The organism is Actinomadura darangshiensis, from assembly GCF_004349235.1.
In the GTDB taxonomy this organism is placed as follows: Bacteria; Actinomycetota; Actinomycetes; order Streptosporangiales; family Streptosporangiaceae; genus Spirillospora; species Spirillospora darangshiensis.
In genome coordinates, this window is record NZ_SMKY01000163.1 from 1 (window position 1) to 19,848 (window position 19,848).

Annotated in this window: 16 protein-coding genes, 3 tRNA genes and 1 pseudogene; 7 read left to right on the forward strand and 13 right to left on the reverse strand. The window is 72.4% G+C overall.

The window, feature by feature from the left end:
* The 4 genes and pseudogenes from E1293_RS29070 to E1293_RS29085 all read left to right on the forward strand — a co-directional run.
* Window positions 1-230 (forward strand): annotated as a pseudogene (locus E1293_RS29070) (CHAP domain-containing protein); the annotation flags it as partial.
* Window positions 231-271: 41 nt separating this feature from the next.
* Window positions 272-344 (forward strand) — tRNA-Gly (locus E1293_RS29075).
* A gap of 27 nt (window positions 345-371) precedes the next feature.
* Window positions 372-442 (forward strand) — tRNA-Cys (locus E1293_RS29080).
* Between the two features lie 12 nt (window positions 443-454).
* Window positions 455-529: transfer RNA gene (locus E1293_RS29085), tRNA-Val, on the forward strand.
* A 12-nt stretch (window positions 530-541) separates the two neighbouring features.
* Here E1293_RS29085 and E1293_RS29090 read toward each other — a convergent pair.
* Together E1293_RS29090 and E1293_RS29095 are read right to left on the reverse strand one after the other, a co-directional pair.
* Window positions 542-838 carry a hypothetical protein gene (locus E1293_RS29090; protein WP_132200681.1) on the reverse strand — a complete coding sequence of 99 codons (297 nt, stop codon included), beginning with the start codon at window positions 836-838 and terminating at the stop codon, window positions 542-544.
* An 88-nt stretch (window positions 839-926) separates the two neighbouring features.
* Window positions 927-1,679 (reverse strand): SDR family NAD(P)-dependent oxidoreductase, encoded by a 753-nt coding sequence (locus tag E1293_RS29095; protein WP_132200682.1) that lies wholly within the window; start codon window positions 1,677-1,679, stop codon window positions 927-929.
* 164 nt (window positions 1,680-1,843) lie between these two features.
* Between E1293_RS29095 and E1293_RS29100 the strand changes: the two genes are divergently transcribed.
* Window positions 1,844-2,683 carry a helix-turn-helix transcriptional regulator gene (locus tag E1293_RS29100; RefSeq protein ID WP_132200683.1) on the forward strand — a complete coding sequence of 280 codons (840 nt, stop codon included), beginning with the start codon at window positions 1,844-1,846 and terminating at the stop codon, window positions 2,681-2,683.
* Window positions 2,684-3,081: 398 nt separating this feature from the next.
* On the opposite strand, the gene E1293_RS29110 is transcribed toward E1293_RS29100, so the two are convergent.
* Both E1293_RS29110 and E1293_RS29115 read right to left on the reverse strand, forming a co-directional pair.
* Window positions 3,082-5,016: an oxidoreductase gene (locus tag E1293_RS29110; RefSeq protein ID WP_132200684.1), complete on the reverse strand. Its 1,935-nt coding sequence runs from the start codon at window positions 5,014-5,016 to the stop codon at window positions 3,082-3,084.
* Window positions 5,013-5,363 carry a type II 3-dehydroquinate dehydratase gene (locus E1293_RS29115; protein ID WP_132200685.1) on the reverse strand — a complete coding sequence of 117 codons (351 nt, stop codon included), beginning with the start codon at window positions 5,361-5,363 and terminating at the stop codon, window positions 5,013-5,015. The genes E1293_RS29110 and E1293_RS29115 overlap by 4 nt, the downstream gene beginning before the upstream one ends.
* Before the next feature lie 420 nt (window positions 5,364-5,783).
* On the opposite strand from E1293_RS29115, the gene E1293_RS29120 reads away from it, so the two are divergent.
* Window positions 5,784-7,703, forward strand: a complete 1,920-nt coding sequence (locus E1293_RS29120) for an alpha/beta hydrolase family protein (protein WP_132200686.1) — start codon at window positions 5,784-5,786, stop codon at window positions 7,701-7,703.
* A 162-nt stretch (window positions 7,704-7,865) separates the two neighbouring features.
* Here the strand turns inward: E1293_RS29120 and E1293_RS29125 are convergent, their stop codons facing one another.
* Together E1293_RS29125 and E1293_RS29130 are read right to left on the reverse strand one after the other, a co-directional pair.
* Window positions 7,866-8,258: a hypothetical protein gene (locus E1293_RS29125; protein ID WP_132200687.1), complete on the reverse strand. Its 393-nt coding sequence runs from the start codon at window positions 8,256-8,258 to the stop codon at window positions 7,866-7,868.
* Window positions 8,259-8,280: 22 nt separating this feature from the next.
* Complete coding sequence (locus E1293_RS29130; RefSeq protein WP_165978440.1) at window positions 8,281-8,670, reverse strand: hypothetical protein; 390 nt, start codon at window positions 8,668-8,670, stop codon at window positions 8,281-8,283.
* A 185-nt stretch (window positions 8,671-8,855) separates the two neighbouring features.
* On the opposite strand from E1293_RS29130, the gene E1293_RS29135 reads away from it, so the two are divergent.
* Window positions 8,856-9,623, forward strand: coding sequence for an AfsR/SARP family transcriptional regulator (locus E1293_RS29135; protein WP_132200688.1), 768 nt, complete (start codon window positions 8,856-8,858; stop codon window positions 9,621-9,623).
* 4 nt (window positions 9,624-9,627) lie between these two features.
* Here E1293_RS29135 and E1293_RS29140 read toward each other — a convergent pair whose 3' ends face one another.
* The 7 genes from E1293_RS29140 to E1293_RS47755 all read right to left on the reverse strand — a co-directional run.
* Entirely contained in the window at window positions 9,628-12,189 is a 2,562-nt protein-coding gene (locus E1293_RS29140; RefSeq protein WP_132200689.1) for an NACHT domain-containing protein, read from the reverse strand.
* Complete coding sequence (locus E1293_RS29145; protein WP_132200690.1) at window positions 12,186-12,806, reverse strand: hypothetical protein; 621 nt, start codon at window positions 12,804-12,806, stop codon at window positions 12,186-12,188. The genes E1293_RS29140 and E1293_RS29145 overlap by 4 nt, the downstream gene beginning before the upstream one ends.
* Window positions 12,807-12,893: 87 nt before the next feature.
* Window positions 12,894-16,499 carry an nSTAND1 domain-containing NTPase gene (locus E1293_RS29150; RefSeq protein WP_243716688.1) on the reverse strand — a complete coding sequence of 1,202 codons (3,606 nt, stop codon included), beginning with the start codon at window positions 16,497-16,499 and terminating at the stop codon, window positions 12,894-12,896.
* A 75-nt stretch (window positions 16,500-16,574) separates the two neighbouring features.
* Complete coding sequence (locus tag E1293_RS29155) at window positions 16,575-17,048, reverse strand: S26 family signal peptidase (protein ID WP_132200692.1); 474 nt, start codon at window positions 17,046-17,048, stop codon at window positions 16,575-16,577.
* Window positions 17,045-18,916, reverse strand: coding sequence for an ABC transporter ATP-binding protein (locus tag E1293_RS29160; protein WP_132200693.1), 1,872 nt, complete (start codon window positions 18,914-18,916; stop codon window positions 17,045-17,047). The genes E1293_RS29155 and E1293_RS29160 overlap by 4 nt, the downstream gene beginning before the upstream one ends.
* Window positions 18,917-18,925: 9 nt before the next feature.
* A complete protein-coding gene (locus tag E1293_RS29165; RefSeq protein WP_132200694.1) occupies window positions 18,926-19,474 on the reverse strand; it encodes a thioredoxin domain-containing protein in 549 nt (182 codons plus the stop codon).
* On the reverse strand, window positions 19,471-19,848 hold a 378-nt coding region (locus tag E1293_RS47755), incomplete at its 5' end, for a MauE/DoxX family redox-associated membrane protein (protein WP_341770218.1). The genes E1293_RS29165 and E1293_RS47755, both read right to left, overlap by 4 nt.

Below are 19,848 nucleotides of genomic sequence, written 5' to 3' on the forward strand. Positions count from 1 at the left end.
TCGCCCTCCCGGCCGACGTCACCCCGGCCGACCTCGACGCGGCCGACGCCGGCACCACGATGATGCCCGCGCTCTCCCTCGCCGCCGCCCACGAGGCCGAGGACCGCGAGTTCTGGGGCCGCATCGCCCACCTCGAAGAGGACAAGGAACTCGACTTCTGGAACACCCTGCACGCCGAGCTCACCGACTCCGAAGCCGCCCCGTACGCGAGCACTCCAGGATTCCGCTAGAGTTGAGGTGCGAGCCCGGAGGGCGACCTCCGGACCGGCACGCGGACGTGGCTCAGTTGGTAGAGCATCACCTTGCCAAGGTGAGGGTCGCGGGTTCGAATCCCGTCGTCCGCTCTGAGAGGCCCCGTCAGGCCTCGCTCTGGTGGAGTGGCCGAGAGGCGAGGCAACGGCCTGCAAAGCCGTGTACACGGGTTCAAATCCCGTCTCCACCTCGTAGCACGCAAGGGCGATTAGCTCAGTGGGAGAGCGCTACCTTGACACGGTAGAGGCCACTGGTTCAATCCCAGTATCGCCCACCAAATAAGCCCAGGTCAGGCCATAGACGCCGACCTGGGCTTTCTCGTGGCCGTGCGGGTTTGGCCCGGCAGTTCGCCGACGGAGACCGCGACCGTGACGGGGTTGCCGATGCAGAACCGGGCAACGTGGTCGTGCTGGTGCCCAGTACGAAAGCGGCCGCAGCGCGGAGCTCTTATGCCGACCGCGTCCACTACGTCGGCGACCTCGACGTCCTGGCGGCCATGCTCTCGGTCCTCGCCGACGTCGTCCAACCGCCGCGAGTACGAGAGCCGGGTCAGCACGCTCGCGCCGTCCGGAGCGTGATCGTTCACACCGCCAACTGCCGTACCGATTCCCCCGAGGCCGTGATCGAGGACATTCGGCCGTGTCCAGGTAGTCCGTGACGGCCCCGTGAGGGTGTCAGACCTGGCCGTAACCGCCGTCGACCTGGTAGTCGGCGCCGTTGACGTGGGAGGCCGCGTCCGAGGCGACGAAGGCGATGACGGCGGCGACCTCTTCCGCGGTACCGGCCCGGGTCATCGGGGTCCCGGTGCCCATCGTGGCGATGAGCGCCGCGCGTTCCTCGGCGGTGGCGGCCAGCTGTGCGATACCGGGCGTGTCCGTCGGGCCCGGGCTCACCACGTTCACTCGGATCCCGCGTGGGGTCAGCTCAAGGGCCCAGGTACGGGCGAGGGCGCGGACCCCGGCCTTGGAAGCCGCGTAGAGACTCCGCCCGCGCGACGCCTTGTGCGCGGCCATCGAGCCGGTGAGGACGATGACGCCACCGTCCGCCAGCAGCGGCAGTGCCTTCTGGACGGTCATGATCGTGCCGGTGATGTTGACGTCGAAGACCGACCTGATGACGTCCTCGGTGATGGTTCCCAGCGGTGCGGTCGCGATCGCCGCCGCGTTGACGACCAGCACGTCCAGCCGGCCGCTGCGCCGCTCCACCTGCGCGAAGAGCCGGTCGAGGTCGTCGGCCGAGCGCGAGTCGGCCCGCACCCCGACGACATCACCCGGTAGATCCGCGGCCGCCGCCGTCAGGGCGTCCTGGTCCCGGCCCGTGATGTAGACGGTGCCGCCCCCTTCGGCGATCTTCCGCGCGGTGACGTGGCCGATCCCGGCACTCCCGCCCGTCACGACCGCGACCTTGTTGTGAAACGCGTTGCTCATGGAACTCGTCGTCCGTTCATCTGGGTAGCCGTTCCGAAGGAAACGTCCTGGGGAACACAGGCGGTACGAGCCTGCGCCCTGCGCGGACACCGGTGCCAAGAGTCCGCTGATACTGGTACTGGCAGCACCAGGCCGACGCCTCCCGGCTCTGGCACAGTGGACAGGTGCCGACGACCACGAACCGGACCGAACTGCGGGAGTTCCTGCGCTCACGACGCGCGCGGGTCTCACCCGAGGACGTCGGCATCCTCCCGGGAGTCCGGCGGCGCACCCCCGGACTGCGCCGCGAGGAGGTCGCCCAGCTAGCCGGTGTCGGCATCACCTGGTACACGTGGCTGGAGCAGGGGCGGCCGATCAACGTCAGCTCCCAGGTGCTCGACGCGGTGGCCCGCACGCTGTCTCTGGATGCCGCCGAGCGCGACCACCTCTACCGGCTGGCCGAGGTGCCCCAGCCTCCGGTCTCCAGCGATCCGCCGTCCGAACTCCCCGGCCACCTCGACACCGTCCTGGAAGCCCTGGACCCGTTGCCCGCCATGCTGGTCGACGCCCGCACCGACGTGCTGCGCTGGAACCGTGCATACGCGGCCCTGCACCCCGCTCTGGTCAGTGCTCCGCCCGGCGAGCGCAACACCCTCTGGCACCTCTTCGCGGCACCGGAGGGGCAGCACCACATCGTCAACCGCGACGAGCAGGCGCCCGAGGCCGTGGCAGGGTTCCGCTATCGCTACAGCCAGAACGTGGGCGACCCGCGATGGCAGGACTTCGTCGCCCGTCTGTGCGCCGCCAGCCCGTTGTTCTCCCGGCTCTGGGCCACGCACGACGTCGCTCCACCGCACCTGTGCGACAAGCGCTATGACGTCACGGGAATCGGCGAAGTGAGCCTGCGTGCCACCGGCATGGAACTGACCGGCCACCCCGGCGTCCGCCTCGTCGTCCACACCCCCACCGACAGGCGCAGCCGCGAGAACATCGACCGCCTGCTGCGCCAAGCGACGCACCTGTGAGGAGCAGACCGGGACCCGGGTGCTGGCCAGGCTCCGCCGCCCCGTCCCGGACTCGGCGCCCGCGACTTCACCCGGCCCCCCGAGCCCCGTGGCTCGGCGCGGTGCTGCCGGCGAGGTCAGCGAGCGTCCAGGCACCTGGTCGAGGCCGCGGGGAGCCAGCTGCGGCCCGGGGCGGACGCCTGGACGGCGAGCGCGCAGCGTGGCGCCCGGCGACCAGGTCGCGGTGCCAGCGCAGCACCGTGTCCGGCCGTACCAGCAACCGCATCCGCCGCAACGCCACGAGAGGCAACCGGGGTTGGGTGTCCGAGATGGTGGGCGGATGTCGGAATGGTTGGTCAGACCGCTCGCCTCCTGGCTGCCGTGGTGGGTGGGGGCTGCATCGCATCCGGCGGCGAGGGTCAGCGGGGCGTTTGCAGGAGGTCGGCAGCGGTTGAAACGGCGTGTTGGAGCGCGTCGTGCATGGAGGATCCGTATCCGGCGGCTCCTCCGGTCAAGTGGACGGGTATCCCGAGTCTCTCCACCGGTCCGATCCCGGGCGCGGCCGGTTTGACGCCGTGGGAGGCGATCACCGGTCCCCGTGTCGGGATGGTCGTCCGTCCGTCGGGGCCGTCCACCACGAGGTGGTCGTTCCGGATCGCTCGCACGCGATACCCCAGGTGGATACTGACCTTGGGATTCCCCCTGAGGCGTGCCGCGGACGGGTTCCTTGCCCGCGGGCCTGCCTCTGGGGCCAGAGTCGTCCCGGCTCCGACGATCTGCACCTCACAGCCGTGGACGGCGAGGTGGTCGGCGACGGCCATGGCCGCCCGGTCGAATCCCCAGACCGTGCACCGCTCCGGGGGAGCATCGCCGCGTCGAAGCCACTCGCGCACCTCGATGACGTGTGGCAGGTCAGTGCCCTCCACGTCCGCGGCGTGGACCCGGCCGCCCGTGGCGATGACCAGCGCAGAAGGGCGCAACGCCGTGACGACGTCGTGGTCGGCCCGGGTGCCGGTGTGGAGAACGACTCCCAGCCGGTCCATCTCGTCGGTGTACCAGTCGAGGATGGCTTGGTAGCGCGGGAAGCAGTGGAGTCGCGCGGCCAGCGCCAGTTCTCCCCCGGCTCGGTCCTCTTGCTCGAGAATGTGGACGCGGACGCCCCGGCCGGCCACACGGCGCGCCATCTCCAAGCCCGCCGGACCTGCACCGACGATCACCAGGCTGCGTCCGGGAGGCGGCGCATGGGAAGCCGCGGCGCGGCGAGTGGAGGGCGTGCCCGCCTCCGGGTTGACGGTGCACGGCACCGGCGCACCGCTGTGCAGCCGGTCGATGCACAGGTTGCAGGCGATGCACGGACGGAACGGCTCCCCGGCCAGGACGCGGTTCGGCCATCGGGGATCGGCGTGCAGGGCGCGAGCCATGCTGACGAAGTCGGCTTGTCCTCCGGCGATGACGGCCTCTGCCGTGCGCGGCACGGCGATCCTTCCGGCGACGCCGACGGGAAGGCCGAACGACCGGTAGGGCTCCGCGGACGGCGCCAGGACTCCCGGCGGCTGCTCGCCGGGCTGCACCATCCATTCGGCCGCCTCGTAGTTTCCGGCGGAGACGTCGATGAAGTCGAGCAGATCCAGCCTGGCGGATCCGATCAGCTGGAGGGTCCGCGCGGCGTCCAGGCCGTCCGGCACTCCTTCGAACGCCGAGATCCTGATGCCGACGCAGAGGTCGGGTGCGGCCTGCCGGACGGCCTGCACGACCAGGTCCAGGAAACGGGTCGGGTCGGCGAACTCGTCCGTGCGCAGGTTGGTGAGCGGAGAGAGGAACTGGTGGACGAGGTAGCCGTGGGCGGCATGGATGGACAGCACGTCGACGCCGGCTTCGCGGCAGCGTCGCGCCGCGGCGCCGTAGGCGTCGACGAGGTCGTGGACGTCCTGGCTTCCGAGAACGGTCGGCATGTCTCCGCCGGCGGGCAGGCACGGGACGGCGGACGGGGCCACCGGAGGCGTCCCGCTGACCTTGCTCTGCACCGTGCGGCCACCGTGGTTGAGCTCGACGCCCGCTCGGCTCCCGTGGCGATGGATCGTTTCCGCCAGGGCGGCCATGCCCGGGATATGGCGATCCTCGGTCAGGCCCATCTGTCGCACGCGGCCCTTCCCGTCCGCGCGGACGTAAGCCGCTTCGCTGAACACCAGGGCCGCGCCGCCGGCCGCACGTTCCTCCAGATAGCCGATGTAGGCGTCGGTCAGCACTCCATCGGGTGTGCAGTAGTTGCGTTCCATCGGGGCGCTGACGATGCGGTTGGCAAGGGTGACCTGGCCCAGTTTCAAGGGTGCGGCGAGCGAAGGAAAGGGCGTCATGCCGAGGCGGGCCCCTCGCTTCGCCGCACGTGCAGATTCTCCAGAGCGATGCTGTAGCCGCGCCAACCGAACCCGGCAATGTAGGACGTGGCGATACCGCGAAAAAGGTCTTGGGCGTCCGCTCCCTCGTATCGGTAAAGCTGTGTGATGTGTACGACGGCCACGGGCAGTCCGGTGTCGGAGAGCGCGTCGTACAGCGGCTTGCCGTAGGGCGTCAGGCCGGCGGGATTGACGATGAGCGCGTCGAGGGCGGCCACGATGTCCGCCAGGGTGTGACGGCCGTAGCGGTCACGGCGCCGCCGGCCGAGGCGGTTCAGATTGGGTCCATTCACAACACCGACATGCATCAGTTCTGCGGTGACCTTTCAGTACGGATACGGGCCGCCGATGGCGAGGGGCCGCCCATGTCGGAATGGAGTGAGGATGCGGCTCAGGTGCTCGTCAGTTCGCCAGGCCGAGCCACAGCGGTCGCGCCTGGGCGCACGGGTCGATCACGCGGATCATGACGCTCCTGCTTCCAGCATCGACTCTCCTCGGACTGTCTGTCGGTCTTGCGGTGCCGTCACACGGACTCCCCGTCAACATAAGGCGCAAGGCCGAAGCTGACAAGGGTGACTAGATACCGGTTTTAGCGCGAGGCAGGAAGCGTCTGGAGTGAGCGTCGCGGCGGGTCTTGTCGATCTCGACATGGCATGGGAAGGTCAAGTTCCACCTAGAACGGGCTCATAGGTCCACTAGGTGGACCCAAGACAGAAGGCGAGACGCCCATGACCCCCCTTCCTCGTCGCGCGGTCCTTCGCGGCGCCGCCGCCACCGCGCTCGGAACCGTCGTCGGCCAGGCCGCGACCCAGGCTCCAGCCAGGGCGGTCCCGGCCGCGAACCCGTCCAAGCTCGGCACGGCCAAGCCCCTCGACGGGCGCCCTGCGCCCGGGTACGACTACAGCCGCGCGAACAAGCTGCCCCGGGAGATGACCGGGTACTGGGAGAAGCGCTTCGATCTGGACGGCACGCAGCGCACGGCCAAGGTCTACATCTCGGCCGAAACGCCGATCCGCTCCTATTACACGGTGCTGGCCGTCCCCGACGGCGTCGAGACCGGCGAGTTCCTGCGCCGGACGGGATGGCGTGACATCGCCGACGAACGCGGAGAGGGACTGTTCGTCCTCGAACCGGGCGAGCCGGGCTGGGGTGCGGCGGCCGCCGAGCGGTCCTACGTGGACGCCGCGATGGCCTTCTACCAGGCCAACCCCTACTTCTCGGTCTTCGGCCTGGAGTATCTGGTGGGGTACGGACCCGGCGCTCCGGCTCTCGAGGCATGGGCGGCGGCGTTCCCGCTGCGGGTGATCGGCCAGGCCTACCTCGACTCCCCTGGGCTGCCCGCCGAGTACCTCCGCGGCGTCGGATCCCAGGAGTTCGACGGCACCACCCAGGGCGACTACACCGACGTGATCTTTCCTGAAGGCTTCGACCTGATCCGGTACGACGAGGTGGTGGTGCCGACCTGGTACCTCGATCCCCGTGGTAGCGCCTCCAGCAGCCTCGCCTACTGGCGCCGCGCCAACGACGCTGGCACCGCCGGCGTCCATGACGGACTCTTGGGCACGGTGTATCGCCAGCGCCGGAACTCGCGGCGCTGGATGACGTCCTTCTCGGGACCCATCTCCAAGGTGGCAGTGCGGGAACGGCCGGCCGACCATGGGGACCGGCGTACCACCCGGGACGTTCTGGCTTTCCTCACGTCCTACTCGCGGTACGAGAACTTCTTCGCCTACGGCAACCAGCTCGTCCGGCGCGCCGACTACCGCCGCCTCGGCGTCGACGTCCAGACCATGACCGTCGAGGGCCGGGTCCGGGAGTTCCTCGTCCACGTCCCGGAATCCGCACGCCGACTCTGGAAGCGCCAAGCGCCGGTGGTATTCGTATGGCCGGGCAACACCCAGACCGACAAGGTGTTCTTCGACTCAGCCCAGTGGTGGCAGGTCGCCCAGAGGGAAGGCTGCGTCCTGGTGGTGATCTGCGAGCAGTACAGCAGCTCGCCGATCTCGGTGAGCCACAAGGACTCCGACGTGTTCTTCCGTCAATTGCGCGAGCTGGTGACGAGGAAATACGACGTCGACGCCACACGGTTCTACTGCACCGGACAGTCCGCCGGCAGCGGGGTCACCCAGTTCTTCGCGGCGGCCAAGCCGGAGTACTTCGCAGCCGTCGCCTCGACCTCGTTCGCTCCCGCTCCCGATCCTTCGGGGAACATCGCCTTCGAGGGGGCCAGGTACCCGGCGGCGAGGCGGCCGATCCCCACCTACCTGATGTACGGCTACGGCGACCTGGCGTTCCTCAAGGGTGATCTTTGGGACGACGTCGAGAACGACCTCGACGCCTGGGCCGCTTACCACCTCGGGGCCAACGGGCTCGCGCTGAAGGACGTGGACCGGCGCGAGGGGCGGCCCGGCGGCTGGTACAACCGCTTCCGGACCTGGACCTGGCGCAGGCGGGGCGCTCCGGCACCGATGGTGAAGGTGACCAAGAACCTGTACCGGTCCCACAACAACATCCCCGAGGAGACGCCGATGCTCTGGGAGTTCATGCGCCACTACCGCCATACGGTGGACGAGAACGGACACGTCACGCGGTACTACAGCCCGTCCGGGTTCAGCCGGAAGGGGGACGAGAAGGTCATCCCGGCTTAACCCATCGCCCGACCGGTACGGGCATCAAGCTGCTTGCGGACGCCTGCGGCGTGCCGGCCCGCGATCGGGTCGCGGTGACAGCGCAGCCCCGCGTCGCCCGTGTGGCGGCCAGTACGCCCGTGGGCCGGGCGTACTGGCGGCAGGGGTTCTTCGCAGCGGGGCTCAGCAGGTACGGACCGAGTTGGTCTCGCTGGAGATGGAGGTGTCCTTCATGTAGCCGTAGGACGTCGTCGAACCCGGTTCGCGGACGTCGCCCTGCGTCCACAGCCATCGGTTGGGATGGGGGCCGCCGACGTACGGGCCGTCGTCGATGCGGCAGCTGAACCAGCTCGTCGTGGTGAGCATCCGGGCGTTCACCCGGATCACCTGGTAGTCGCCGTTCACCCAGGACAGCTGGTAGATCGGCGCGTTGTAGGTGTTGTGACACTCGTACCGGTCGAAGTTGATGACGCGGCACGGCGTCGCCGCGTACGCCGGAGCGGAGGCCAGCCCGACAACTCCGCTCCCGGCCAGGCAGACCGCGGCCAGCGCGCGGGCGATGTGTGAGGTTCGCACGTGCTTCCCTTTCCCGTCTCGGTTACCAGCAGGCCGGCAGCGAGTTCGTCTCGCTGTAGATCGCGGAGTCCTTCATCCAGCCCCATGCGCCGTTGTCGGCCTTCGTCCATATCCAGCGGTTGGGGTGCGGACCGCCTCCACCGGTGGAAACGTTCTCGATGCGGCAGTCGAACCAGCTCGGGTTGCTGTACATGCGCCCGGCGATGTGGGCCGGATCGGGGTAGGCGCGGGCGGTGTCCCTGTTGTAGTCGTAGACGGCCGCGCCCGAGACGTTGTTGCACCACCAGTGGCCCCCGCTGTACCAGCAGGGGGCGGCGGCCGCGGCGGTACCCGCACCGCTCAATCCGACAACGCCCATGGTCGCGCCCATCAGTGCCGCGCTGAGCGCCGCACGCACCTTTGCAGTAGACATGGAGCGAGCCAATCAGCCACCGGCTTCAGATCGGCGCCGGATCGGCTTCACGCCGGCTTCGCGGCGCCTCTGCCGGACGGCCTCCCCCAGCGCTTCGTGGGCCTTTCGGGTCGCGGGCCGTCCGATCCCGTCCGAAATCGTTCGGCCTGTTGCCTGAGCAGGTGGGACGCGTCTTCGATGCCACTATGGCCGAGTCCACGAGTTCGGGCGGAAGCAATGGCGCCCCCAAAGTCATCTCCGTTGGTCTGCTGGGTCCGTTCTTCGTGTCGGTGGACGGACGGCACATGTCGCCGACGGCCGGCAGACTGCGCGTTCTCCTGGCCGTCCTGGCGCTGTCGGCGGGCCAGGCGGTGACGGTCGACCGCCTGACGGCGGCGGCGTGGGGGGAAGAGGAGCGACCGCACAACGTGCGGCGCAGCGTGCAGACCTACATCGCCCGGTTGCGAGGCCATCTCGGCGCGGAGGTGATCGGCTCGACCCCCGACGGCTACGTCCTGCGCACCGAGCCCGGGAACGTGGACTCACTCCGGTTCGCCGGCATGCTGAGCAAAGCCGCTGCGGCCTCCACCGCGGACGCGGAGCGCAGGTGGCTCACCGAGGCGATCGGGCTCTGGCGCGGAGACCCCCTTGAGGGGGTGCCGTCCGCCCGGCTCCGGGAATCGGAGGCGCCCTGGCTGCTCGAACGCTACCTCACCGCTCTCGAGCGGCGGTTCGACCTGGATCTGGCCGCCGGCCTGCACGGGGAGCTGATCGGGGAGCTGAGCGAACTGGTCTCGCGCCATCCGCTGCGGGAGCCCCTGTGGACGCGGCTGCTCGTCGCCCTCGGCCGGGCCGGACGCCGCGCCGATGCGCTGGCGCGATATGAGACGATCCGTGTCCGGCTCTCCGGCGAACTGGGCGTGGATCCGGATCCGGCTTTGCAGCGGACGTATTTCGAGTTGCTGGCGCGGTAGCCGTTCAGGCGTGGCCTGCGGTGTCCCGGGCGTCGCCCGTGCCGTTCTCCGGCGGGGTCAGGAAGTCCTGGAGCTCGCGGTGCCGGAACTGGTAGGTGGCTCCGCTGACGCGCAGCAGCCGTGCCTCGCACGCCCAGTCGAGGAAGGTCCACAGCCGCAGCGGCAGCAGCCCGCGCGACACCGCGACGGCCAGGCCGATCATGGCGCGGGACCAGGCCGTCGCGCCGAACGCGAGGCCGAACGCCACCCCGCCGACGAGCGCGCACGCCAGTGCCCCGGGGACGCCCCGGTTCATGAGGAACACCAGGAACGCGGCGACCCCGCCGGTCAGCCCGAAGGCCACGCCGATCAGCGGGTTGCGGCGCAGGGCTTCGCGCGGGTGCGCCAGTTCCGCGTCCATGCTCCAGCCGCCCGTGGCGATCCGGAAGACGACGCCGAGGGCGACGGCCAGGGCGAAGGCGCCCACGACGCCCAAGGTCAGCGGCATCGGTCCGGCCCCCGCCAGCCGCAGCGGCGGGAGGCCGGTGAGCGCACCGCACAGCCCGAAGCCCAGCAGGGTGACCGGCTCGGCGCGGACGGCCTCGGACACGGTCATGCGCCCCGCGCCTCGCCGGCCCGCGGCGGTCAGCCCGATGACCGCCCCGAAGGCGAGCCCGCCGGCCGCTCCCGCGGCCGCGGCGAAGCCGGGCCCGAAGACCTCGCCGCCCGTCAGCGCCAGCCCCGCGAGGCCGCCGAGCACGCCGGCCGCGCAACCCGCGGCCGCGCCGAGCAGTCCCCCGGCGAGACGCCGCCGGCGCGGCACGTCGGCGCGCCCGCCGGCGGCGGCCGGCCACGGCGACAGGGCCAGCCCGGTGGCGATGGCGACCCAGCCCGCCATGAGCGCCAAGGTCAGCCCCTCCTGCGCGTCCAGCCCGTCCCGCAGGTCACCGGGGCCGTCGACCGCCGACCCCGCCCAGAACGCCAGCATGGCGACGGCCGCGAAGACCGCGCAGCACAGGCCGTGCAGCGCCCGGACGAGGCGTCCGCCGCCGATCGGCCACAGCAGGTGCGGGACGATGTCGATCGCCGTCAGGCCGGGCGGCCGGTCGCGGCCCGGGGCCCACGCGGCCTGCCGGCGCAGCTGGTCCGCGAGGTGCACGAGCCATGTCCGCACCGATTCGGGCCGGTAGCCGGCGCCGTGGCCGGCGCGCGGGGCCAGTTCGGTCGCCGCGGGAACGTACGCCTCCAGCATCCTGTGCGCCATCCGCGCCGCCGCGTCCGCCGCCTCGGCCCCGGGGTCCGCGCGGAGCAGCTCGGCCGGGTCGGCGCCGGACTCGACGGCCGTCACGGCCAGCAGCAGCCGCCACGGCGTGGCCAGCGCCAGGTGGACGGCCGTCCCCGGCGGGCCGGACAGCACCTTCTCGATGGCGACGCGGTCCTGGCCGCACGGATGGCCGTCCGGCCAGCGCGCCCGCAGGTAGGCGCCGATCTGCTCGACGGTCAGGTGGCGGAGCCGGATCAGGGCGGCGTCCCGCAGCCCGGCCCGCGCCTGCGACAGCTCGGCGTACCGGTCGGCCCGGCAGGTGACGACGACCGCTCCCGGCCGCCGTCCGGACAGGTCGCTGTAGCGGTTGAGCTCGTTCAGCAGGCCGATCGCCCGGCCGGGCTGGCCCGCGGCGGGCTCGGGGTCGAGTTCGTCCAGCCCGTCGACCACCGGCAGCACCAGCCGGTCCTCCACCAGCCGCGCCGCCTCCCGGCCGGCGAGCCCGAAGTCGTCCACCAGCTGCTCGGCCAGCCACCGCTCGAACGGGCGGCCCGGCGTCCAGCGGGCCGCGTTCAGGCGCACCGGCACCAGCGGCCGGCCGGCGGGCGGCCCGCCCCCGGTGATCAGCGGCTCCACCAGCTGCAGGACCAGCTCGATGGCGAGCATCGTCTTGCCCGCCCCGGACTCGCCCACGACCAGCAGCCGCCGCGGGTCCAGGCCGCCGAAGAACCGGCCGATCGAGCGCAGATCGTCCGCCGCCTCGGGGTCGGCCTCCTGGCGCGCTCCGGAGCCGGCGAGCGGCTCGAAGGAGAGCGGCGCGATGCTGTAGCCGCCGAGCAGCCCCCGGCGGGCCCTGTCCTCCTCGCGCGCCACCCGCCGCGCCAGCAGCTCGACCGCCGGGTCCCGGCGGGCCGGGGCGGGGCTCTCCACATCGGGGCCCGCCACGTGGGGCGACGGCTCCGGGGGCGCGGGAGCGGGGTCGTCCGCCTCGGCCAGGGCGCCGCGGGCGGCCCGCCAGCGTTCGAGTTCGGCGGGGATCAGCTCGGCCGGGTGGTCGCCGTACCGGAGGCACGCGGTGACGAAGGCCTTGACGAAATCCCATCGGGGCAGCCTGCCGGTCTGCCGCAGGACGTGCGACGTCGTGCTCTTGGGCAGCGCGTCGACGGTGTCCCCGTCCGGGGTCACGACCTCGCCGCCCAGCGCGCGGAGCCTGCTCAGCGGCGGCTCGCCCGCCCACCGCCGGAGCCGCACGAGGGCCCCGACGAAGTCCGCGGCACCTGCGGCGCCGGTCGGGTCGGGCGGGCCCGGACGGCCGTCGCTCACCGGTCCTCCGTCTTCACCGAGACCCACTCGAACTCCGCCCGGCCGCGCCGCGGCCACCGTCCGTCCACGCACGTCCCCTCGAGTGTCTGGACATGACGCGATTCCATCAGGAAGTTGCGGGCCTCGTCCGCCTCGACCAGCTCCCGGCCGACCGCGATCGGAACGAACCCGTGCTTGGGGATGAAGACCCAGCGGCCGCGGTCCCAGTCGTAGGGATCGAACCAGTGGTGCCTGACCGTGCCGGACAACCGGACCCGCGGGCCCGAGCGCGTCAGCACGAACGACCCCTGCGAGCGCAGCTGGCTCATCCTGCTGACGTAGAACAGCTCCGTGCCGATGAACGCGTTGATCCGGGCGTCCCAGTGGTCGTTCAGCCAGGTGGAGGCGCCGTCCTCCAGCCGCCGGGCCTCCCGCGCGAGCTGCCGTTCGAACCTGCGCCGGTTCTTGCGCTCGGCCTTCCTGATCACCTCGAACGAGCGCAGCCAGCGCGACGGCATTGTCCGGGGCGCGCCGCCGCCGTCCATGAAGTGCTGGAGGACGTCCCCCGCCACCGGGTGCATCCGCCGCCCTCCGGCGGCGATCGAACGGAACAGCGCGACCAGCTTCGCCACGGGCATACCCGTCCGCCGCCGGAAACCTCGCAGAAAAATCGTCCTACCTCCGTCCCGTCAGCGCCGCCCTGGCGAATGCCCCGGCCCGCGCGATCACCCGCATATCCGCCGGAACCCTTCACCCGGGACGTACCGCCTCCATTCAGCGCGGGTGAGTGAACGGCCCGTGGCCGCGCACACGGCGGCGGCGGGGTCGGCGGGGACGGAGACGTTCCACAGCCGCGCGGTCCGGTCGGTGCCGACGGTGGCGAGGAGGTTCCCGGAAGGGCTGTAGGCGATCCCCGTCACCACGCCGGTGTGGGCGATGAGCGGAGGCCCGATCTGCCGGTGGGTCCGCAGATCCCACAGCCGTGCCGTATCGTCGGTGGAACCGGTCGCCAGGACCCCGCCGTCCGGGCTGAACGCCAGCACGGTGACACGGTCGGTGTGACCGGTCAGGGACGGCTCGATCTGCCGGTGGCTCGCCACGTCCCAGAGCCGGACGGCGCCCTTGGCCGCCGTCGTGGCGAGCGTGGCGCCGTCCGGGCTGAACGCCAGGTCGCCGACGATGCCGGCGTCGACCGCGTCCGGCAGCGGGGCGCCGATCTGGCGGCGCCGGGCGACGTCGAAGAGCCGCACCGCGCGGTCGCGGCTCGCGACGGCCAGGACCGCGCCGTCGGGGCTGAACGCCACGTCCCGGACGGACCCGGTGCCGCCCGGGACGGTGATGCGGGGGCCGGACTCCCGGTGGCGCGCGACGTCCCAGAATCCGATGGAGCCGTCGTCGCGCTGGACGGCGAGCAGCCGTTCGCCAGGGCCGAACTCCACCTGCCAGTTGTCCCGGTCCGCATAGAGGGGTGAGCCGATCTGCTGCTGCCGGGCGGCGTCCCACAGCCGGATCGTGCCGTCGGAGCTCCTCGTGATGACGGTCCGTCCGCCCGCGCCGAACCGGACGCCGTAGACGGCGTTCTCGCGGGCCGAAGTGTTTCCCGGGGGCAGCAGGGGCCGGCCGATCTGGCGCTGAGTGGCGACATCCCAGAGCCGGACGGCGCGGTCGGGGCCGGTGGCGTCCGCGTCGATCCTGGGCCCGGGCGCGGCCAGGGTCCTGCCGTCCGGGCTGAACCGGACGGCGGACAGCGCGGGCATCGCGGAGCCGACCTGCCGGTGGATCGTCGCGTCCCAGAGCCGGACGGCGCCGTCGTTGTCCGCAACCGCGACGGTCCGACCGTCCGGGCTGACCGCGATGCTGCTCACGATCGCCGGCTGGTCTCCGAGCACGGGACCCACCTGCCTGCGGTCCCCCGTGTCCCACAGCCGGACGTAGCCATCGGTCCCAGCGGTGACCAGACGCTTGCCGTCCGGACTCAGGCCGATGGCAGTGAAGTGGCTGGGGGAACCGGGGTCCCGCAGGGCCGCGCCGATCTGCTCGTGCGTGGCGAGGCTCCAGAACCGGGCGGTGCCGTCCGCGGAAGCGGTCACGGCGGTGGTCCCGTCCGCGCTGAGGGAGAGGTGCTCGATGTCGTCGGTGTGCCCGGTGAACGGGTCCCCGACCTGCCGCTGCGTGGCGGTGTCCCAGACCCGCGCCTTTCCGTCCGCCCCGGCGGTGACCAGCCGCTTGCCGTCGGGGGTGAAGGCCGCCGCGTTGATCGAGTCGCCGCCGTCCTCGGTGTTCGGGCGCCCGATGCGGGTGCCGACCTGCTTGCGGGCGGCCACGTCCCACAGCCGGACGGTTCCCTCGTAGGCGGGTGTCGCGAGCATCCTGCCGTCCGGGCTGAACGCCATCGTCTGCACGGATTCCTTCGTGTCCAGCGCGGCGCCCACCTGCCGGTGGCTGGCGACGTCCCAGAACCGGACGGTCCTGAAGCACGCGGTGGCCAGGAGTTTCGCGTCGGGGCTGAGGGCCGCCGCGAGGCCGCCGAAGCATCCCGGGTCGTCGGTGGCGATCGGGGCGCCGAGCTGCCGGCGCGAGGCCGCGTCGTACAACCGCACGACACCGTCTTCGCTCCCGGTGACGATGACCGAGCCGTCGGCGCCGAACAGCAGCCGGGTCACCGCCCGGACGTTCCCGCGCAGCTCTCCCCGGCCGGGCTGCGCCGCCGCGTCGAGCATCTGCCTGCGGGCCTGCGCGGTGGGGGCGGTCCGCCACGCGGCCACGGCCAGCAGCCCGGCGAGGACGGGGTCCCCGGCGATCTCGCTCTGCGCCGCGAGCTGCCGCGAGAGCGCCAGCCTGCGCTGGTGCTCGGCGTTGCCGGCCGCCCGGACGGCGACGCCCGCCGCCACGAGGGCGGCGACCGTGAGCACCGCGAGGCCGGCCGTGGCGAGGCGCCGGCGGCGGGCGGCCCGCCGCGCCGCCCGCGCAGAGGCCGCGACGAAGCCCTCGACGACGGGGCCGGGCGGCGGGAAGCTGTCGGGGTCGCGCTCCCAGCGGGGACGGCTGTCGTCGACCGCCAGCAGCCGTGCGCCCCGGTAGAGGAAGGCGGCGTCGCGGTGGTTCTCGTCCCATTGCTCGGCGTCGTCGACGAGCCCATCGTAGGCGGCCTGGGCGGTCAGGTCGGGTGCGAGCCACTGCCGCAGGGCCGGCCAGGCGGTCAGCAGCGCGTCGTGGGAGATCTCGGCGGCGTCCTCGTGCAGGGTGAGCAGGCGCCGTCCGGCGAACGCGGACAGCAGCGCGTCCACCTGTCCCTTGCTCTCCGCCGTGAGCGCCGACGCGGCGGCGTGCAGCTCGGTGAGGGTCGCCGTACGCCGGGTGACGCGGCCGCCCGCGGTGATCAGCGTCATCCGCCGGAAGATGCGGAGCGCGGTCTTGCGGTCCTCGGCCGAGAGACGTCCGAGCACCTCGTCGGCCGTGCGCTGGACGGACTCCCGCACCCGGCCCGACTCCTCGTACCCGCGGACCGTCAGCGTGCCGTCCGCACGGCGCTCCCAGGTGTTGAGCAGAGCCTGCGACAGCAGGGGCAGGGCCCCGGCCTCGTAGCCGCCACCGGCCGCCCGGCCGGTGCGCAGGTCACCGAGGATGGTCTCCACGAGCCCGGGTTCGAGCTCCAGCCCGGCCACGGCCGCGGGCCCGGTGACGGCCAGCCGCAGATCCGACTCCGTCATCGGCTCGACGATGACCTGGCCGTCCTGGATCGCCTCGGCGAACTGCGGGTACGCCGCGCACCGGTCCCAGTAGTCCGCCCGGACGCCGGCGACCACCGCGGCGCCGGGCGCGGCCGCGGCCATGGCGTGCAGTGCCCGCACGTAGGCCTGGCGTTCCCGCTCGTCGGCGACCAGGGTGAACAGTTCCTCGAACTGGTCGACCACCAGGACGAACCGGCCGGCCTCCTTCGCGGCCCCCTCCGGATCGTCCCGCAGCCGCTCGTGGATGGTCGTGCTCGTCGCGCCGAACGTCTCCGACCAGCGTTCGGCGAGGGCCTGCAGCGGATTCGCCGACGGGGTGACGAGCAGCCTGGGCCAATGCGCGGACTCGGCGACCGGCAGCAGGCCGTCCGCCAGCGCCGGCATCAGACCTGCCCGCAGCAGCGACGACTTCCCGACGCCGGAGGCCCCCGAGACCAGCAGGACGGTACCGCCCTCGCCCAGGCGGGACGCTAACCGCTTGAGCAGGTCACGGGTCGCCCGCGCCCGTCCGAAGAACAGCTCGGTCCGGTCGCTCTGGAACGGCGCGAGCCCTTGGTACGGGCATGTGGTCTCGCCGTCGCCGTCGCCCATGGCGTTCATTCTGGCCACGGCGGACATGCTGATCAATCGAGTCGGCGTATTTCGCCCATGGTTCCGGGGCGTCCGGCCGCGCCTTCAGCGGTCACCGGCCTCGGGTGCCGGCGGCAGCCGGCGTACGACGACGCCGAGCACGCCGGCTCCGGGGAGGTAGCCGTAGTGGCGGGAGTCGACGCTTCCGGTGGTGTTGTCGCCCAGGACGAGCAGGCGGCCGTCCGGCACGGGGGTGCCCGGCGGCGCCGACATCGGCGTGGCCACCGATGCGGGCACCGGGTCACCGGGCACGGCCGCCGCCCGCTTGATCACCCAGTCGCGGCCGGACAGTCCCCGGCTTCCGCGGGCGCCGCGCTCGACCACGACGATGTCGCCGGCCCGGACGTGCCGCAGCGGCCGGCGGCGGACCAGGACGCGGTCGCCCGCGTGCAGTGCGGGACGCATGCTCTGGCCCTTCACGCTGATCACGACGAAGCGCCGGCGCAGCCCGGCGAGGAGCGCGATGGTCCCGGCGAGCAGGGGCAGCAGGGTCGCGGCGGCGACGACGCTCCAGGTCATGGCGCCGGGACGTTGGCGGCCGGGTTCGGCTGGTAGCCGCTCGCCTGCAGTGTGAACAGCCGGGCGTACCTGCCGTCCGCCGCCATCAGCTCGGTGTGGGTGCCCTGTTCCACGATCCGTCCTTGGTCGAGGACGACGAGCAGGTCCGCGTCGCGGACCGCCGCCAGCCGGTGTGAGATCAGCACGCTGGTCCGGCCGGTGCGGTGCTCGCGCAACCGGGTGTGGATCTCGTGTTCGGCCTCGGCGTCCAGGCCGGAACTGGGTTCGTCGAGGATCAGCAGGTCCCGCCGGTCGCGCAGGAACGCGCGGGCCAGCGCCACCCGCTGCCACTGCCCGCCGGACAGGACGACACCGGCCTCGGGGTCGGCGTCTTCGCCGCGGGAGTCGGTCCCGAAGAAGAACACGCGCGACAGCAGCGTGTCGTAGCCGTGGGGCAGCGCGGCCAGGGCGTCGTGCACGCCGGCCCTGCGTGCCGCGGCCTGCACATGGTCCGGGTCCCGGTGCTGGAGATCGCCGAGCCCGATGTTGTCCGCCGCGGACAGGTCGTACTCCATGTAGTCCTGGAACACCGCGCCGATCCGCCACCGCAGTTCGGCCGGATCCATGTCGCGCAGATCCACCCCGTCCCACAGGACGGCGCCGCGCTCGGGGTCGTAGAACCGGCACAGCAGCTTGACCAGTGTGCTCTTCCCGGCGCCGTTGCGGCCGACCACGCCCACCGACCGGCCGGAGGGGATCGTGAGGTTCACCTCGCGCAGCGCCCAGGGATGCTCCGGCGAGTAGCGGAACCACACCCCGCGGAACTCGATACCGCGCCGCAGCGGCGGTGTCACCCGCGGCTGGGCGGGCACCGGCAGGTCCGGCTCGCTCGTGGTGACGGCGAGGTAGTGGTCGAACAGCATCAGCTGGTGGTTGGCCTGCGTCACCTCGCCTATCAGGGAGGCGGCGGCGGCCTGGACGCCGGCGACCGACGCGATGAGCAAGGGGATGTCCCCGGCGGTGAGGGCGCCGGTCCTGGCGGTGAACAGGGCCCACAGCAGGGCGGCCCCGGCGATGCCGGCGGCCAGCACTCCCAGGCCGGACTGGGTGGCCAGGTCGCGCCGGTCCATCCGGCGCCGCTGCGCGTCGGCCTCAAGCCGCTGCGCGGTCATCAGCTCGCGGAAGTGGCCGGCGGTGCCGAACAGGCGCAGCTCCTTTGCGGCCTGCAGGCTGCTCAGCAGCCGCTGGAAGAAGATCTCCCGGCGCTGCAGCGGGCTGATCCGCCACATCATCGCCGCGCGGAGCCGGGACAGCCGCAGCTGGGCGGCCAGCGCGGGGACGGCCGCCAGCGCCACCGCCGCCACCATCCACCGGCTGACCACCAGCAGCGCGCCGAGGAACCCGATGATGGTGATCGCGCCGCGGCAGACGGTGATCGCACCGAAGACCAGCGCGCCGGGTGTGCCGCCGCCGGCTCCCTGGGCCAGCGCCAGCCGGTCCAGGAAGGCCGGGTTCTCCAGCCGGGCCAGGCCGGACAGCCGCTCGGTCGCCGCGAAGAGCCGGTCCTGGGCGGTCAGGCCGATCCGGCGCTCCAGCTCCTGCTTCAGGTACTGGGACGTGTGCGGCAGCACCGCCGCCAGCCCGGCCGCGGCGAGCCCGCCCCCCATCCAGATCAGCGCGGAGACGCTGACGGACCGCTCTACTATCGCGTCCAGCGTGAGCTTGGTCAGCCACGCCACCGACACCGGCACCACCGCCGCCGCCAGCTCCAGCGCCCCGTAGCCGAGGATCTGGTACCGGCCGGCGTGCCAGGCCAAGGCCAGGGCGTGCCCGAACCTGGCGGCACCGGACCGGAACCCGATCCTGACCCCGCCGAGAGAGTCGCGCATGAGCGGCCGTCACACCCCTGCGGCGGCGGCCGGCCGGGTCAGCTCCACGTCCTCGTCGAGCACCGTCCCCGACCGGTCCAGGACACCGAACCCGGGAAAGGCGTTCAACGCCAGCGCCGTGCCGATCTCACCGGTCACGGGCTGCTCGATGACCACGCGGGCGACCGGCTCCAGCCGCTCACGGTAGGCCCCGGCCTCGCTCTCCGCCCCCACCACGACGGCGATCACCTGATCGCGTCCGCCGGGGAAGGCCCTGGCGTACTCGACGAAGGCGGGCAGCTTCTCCTCGCAGGCCGGGCAGTGCGGCGCGAAGGCGCCGACCAGGGTCCGGCCGGACAGCCGGTCCCGGGACAGCGGCTCACCGGTGGTGGCGACGGTCTCGAACGGCCCGGCGGTCCCCCCTTCGGGGTGCAGCGCGTACGGCCGTCCCCCGGAGGTCAGGTTCGAGATCAGCTCGGTGTGCCGGCGGAGCCGCCCGATCACGCCGAGCGTGAGAACCAGATCCAGCAGGCAGACCGCCAAGGCGAGGGCGGCCAGCACGGCGACGACAGGCATCATCGCGACATTCCCTTCGTGGCATGGTGAACATCGGCGGAGACCGGGCGGAACAGTTCGGCCACGTCGTCGGCGGTCACCGCCAAGGCGGCGAGCACCGCGCCGGCGACCACGGCGGCCACGGCACCCGCCGGCTCCGGCGTCCCGGTCGCCGCCGCGCCCCCGAACAGCCCAGCGATGGCGGCGGCGGCCAGCACGACGTTCCGGACGAGGTGCACGCCGCCGACCGGACGTGCCGAACCCCCGAAGCAATGACAAGGTGCGCGGTCCCGGCGCCGCAGCGCGGCCGGCAGCGCCGCGGTGAAAGCGGACGCGAGCAGGCCCGCGAGGACGAACCCCGCCCCCGCCGCCCCCGGCAGCGCGAGCAGCACCGGCAC

Excerpts from the sequence above, each read along its gene's own strand:
- E1293_RS29110 (WP_132200684.1), bottom strand. The coding sequence starts at position 5,016 with ATGACGCCCTTTCCTTCGCTCGCCGCACCCTTGAAACTGGGCCAGGTC.
- E1293_RS29115 (WP_132200685.1), bottom strand. The coding sequence starts at position 5,363 with ATGCATGTCGGTGTTGTGAATGGACCCAATCTGAACCGCCTCGGCCGG.
- E1293_RS29160 (WP_132200693.1), bottom strand. The coding sequence starts at position 18,916 with ATGCGCGACTCTCTCGGCGGGGTCAGGATCGGGTTCCGGTCCGGTGCC.
- E1293_RS29165 (WP_132200694.1), bottom strand. The coding sequence starts at position 19,474 with ATGATGCCTGTCGTCGCCGTGCTGGCCGCCCTCGCCTTGGCGGTCTGC.
- E1293_RS29155 (WP_132200692.1), bottom strand. The coding sequence starts at position 17,048 with ATGACCTGGAGCGTCGTCGCCGCCGCGACCCTGCTGCCCCTGCTCGCC.
- E1293_RS29095 (WP_132200682.1), bottom strand. The coding sequence starts at position 1,679 with ATGAGCAACGCGTTTCACAACAAGGTCGCGGTCGTGACGGGCGGGAGT.
- E1293_RS29130 (WP_165978440.1), bottom strand. The coding sequence starts at position 8,670 with ATGTCTACTGCAAAGGTGCGTGCGGCGCTCAGCGCGGCACTGATGGGC.
- E1293_RS29135 (WP_132200688.1), top strand. The coding sequence starts at position 8,856 with ATGGCCGAGTCCACGAGTTCGGGCGGAAGCAATGGCGCCCCCAAAGTC.
- E1293_RS29120 (WP_132200686.1), top strand. The coding sequence starts at position 5,784 with ATGACCCCCCTTCCTCGTCGCGCGGTCCTTCGCGGCGCCGCCGCCACC.
- E1293_RS29145 (WP_132200690.1), bottom strand. The coding sequence starts at position 12,806 with ATGCCCGTGGCGAAGCTGGTCGCGCTGTTCCGTTCGATCGCCGCCGGA.
- E1293_RS29150 (WP_243716688.1), bottom strand. The coding sequence starts at position 16,499 with ATGAACGCCATGGGCGACGGCGACGGCGAGACCACATGCCCGTACCAA.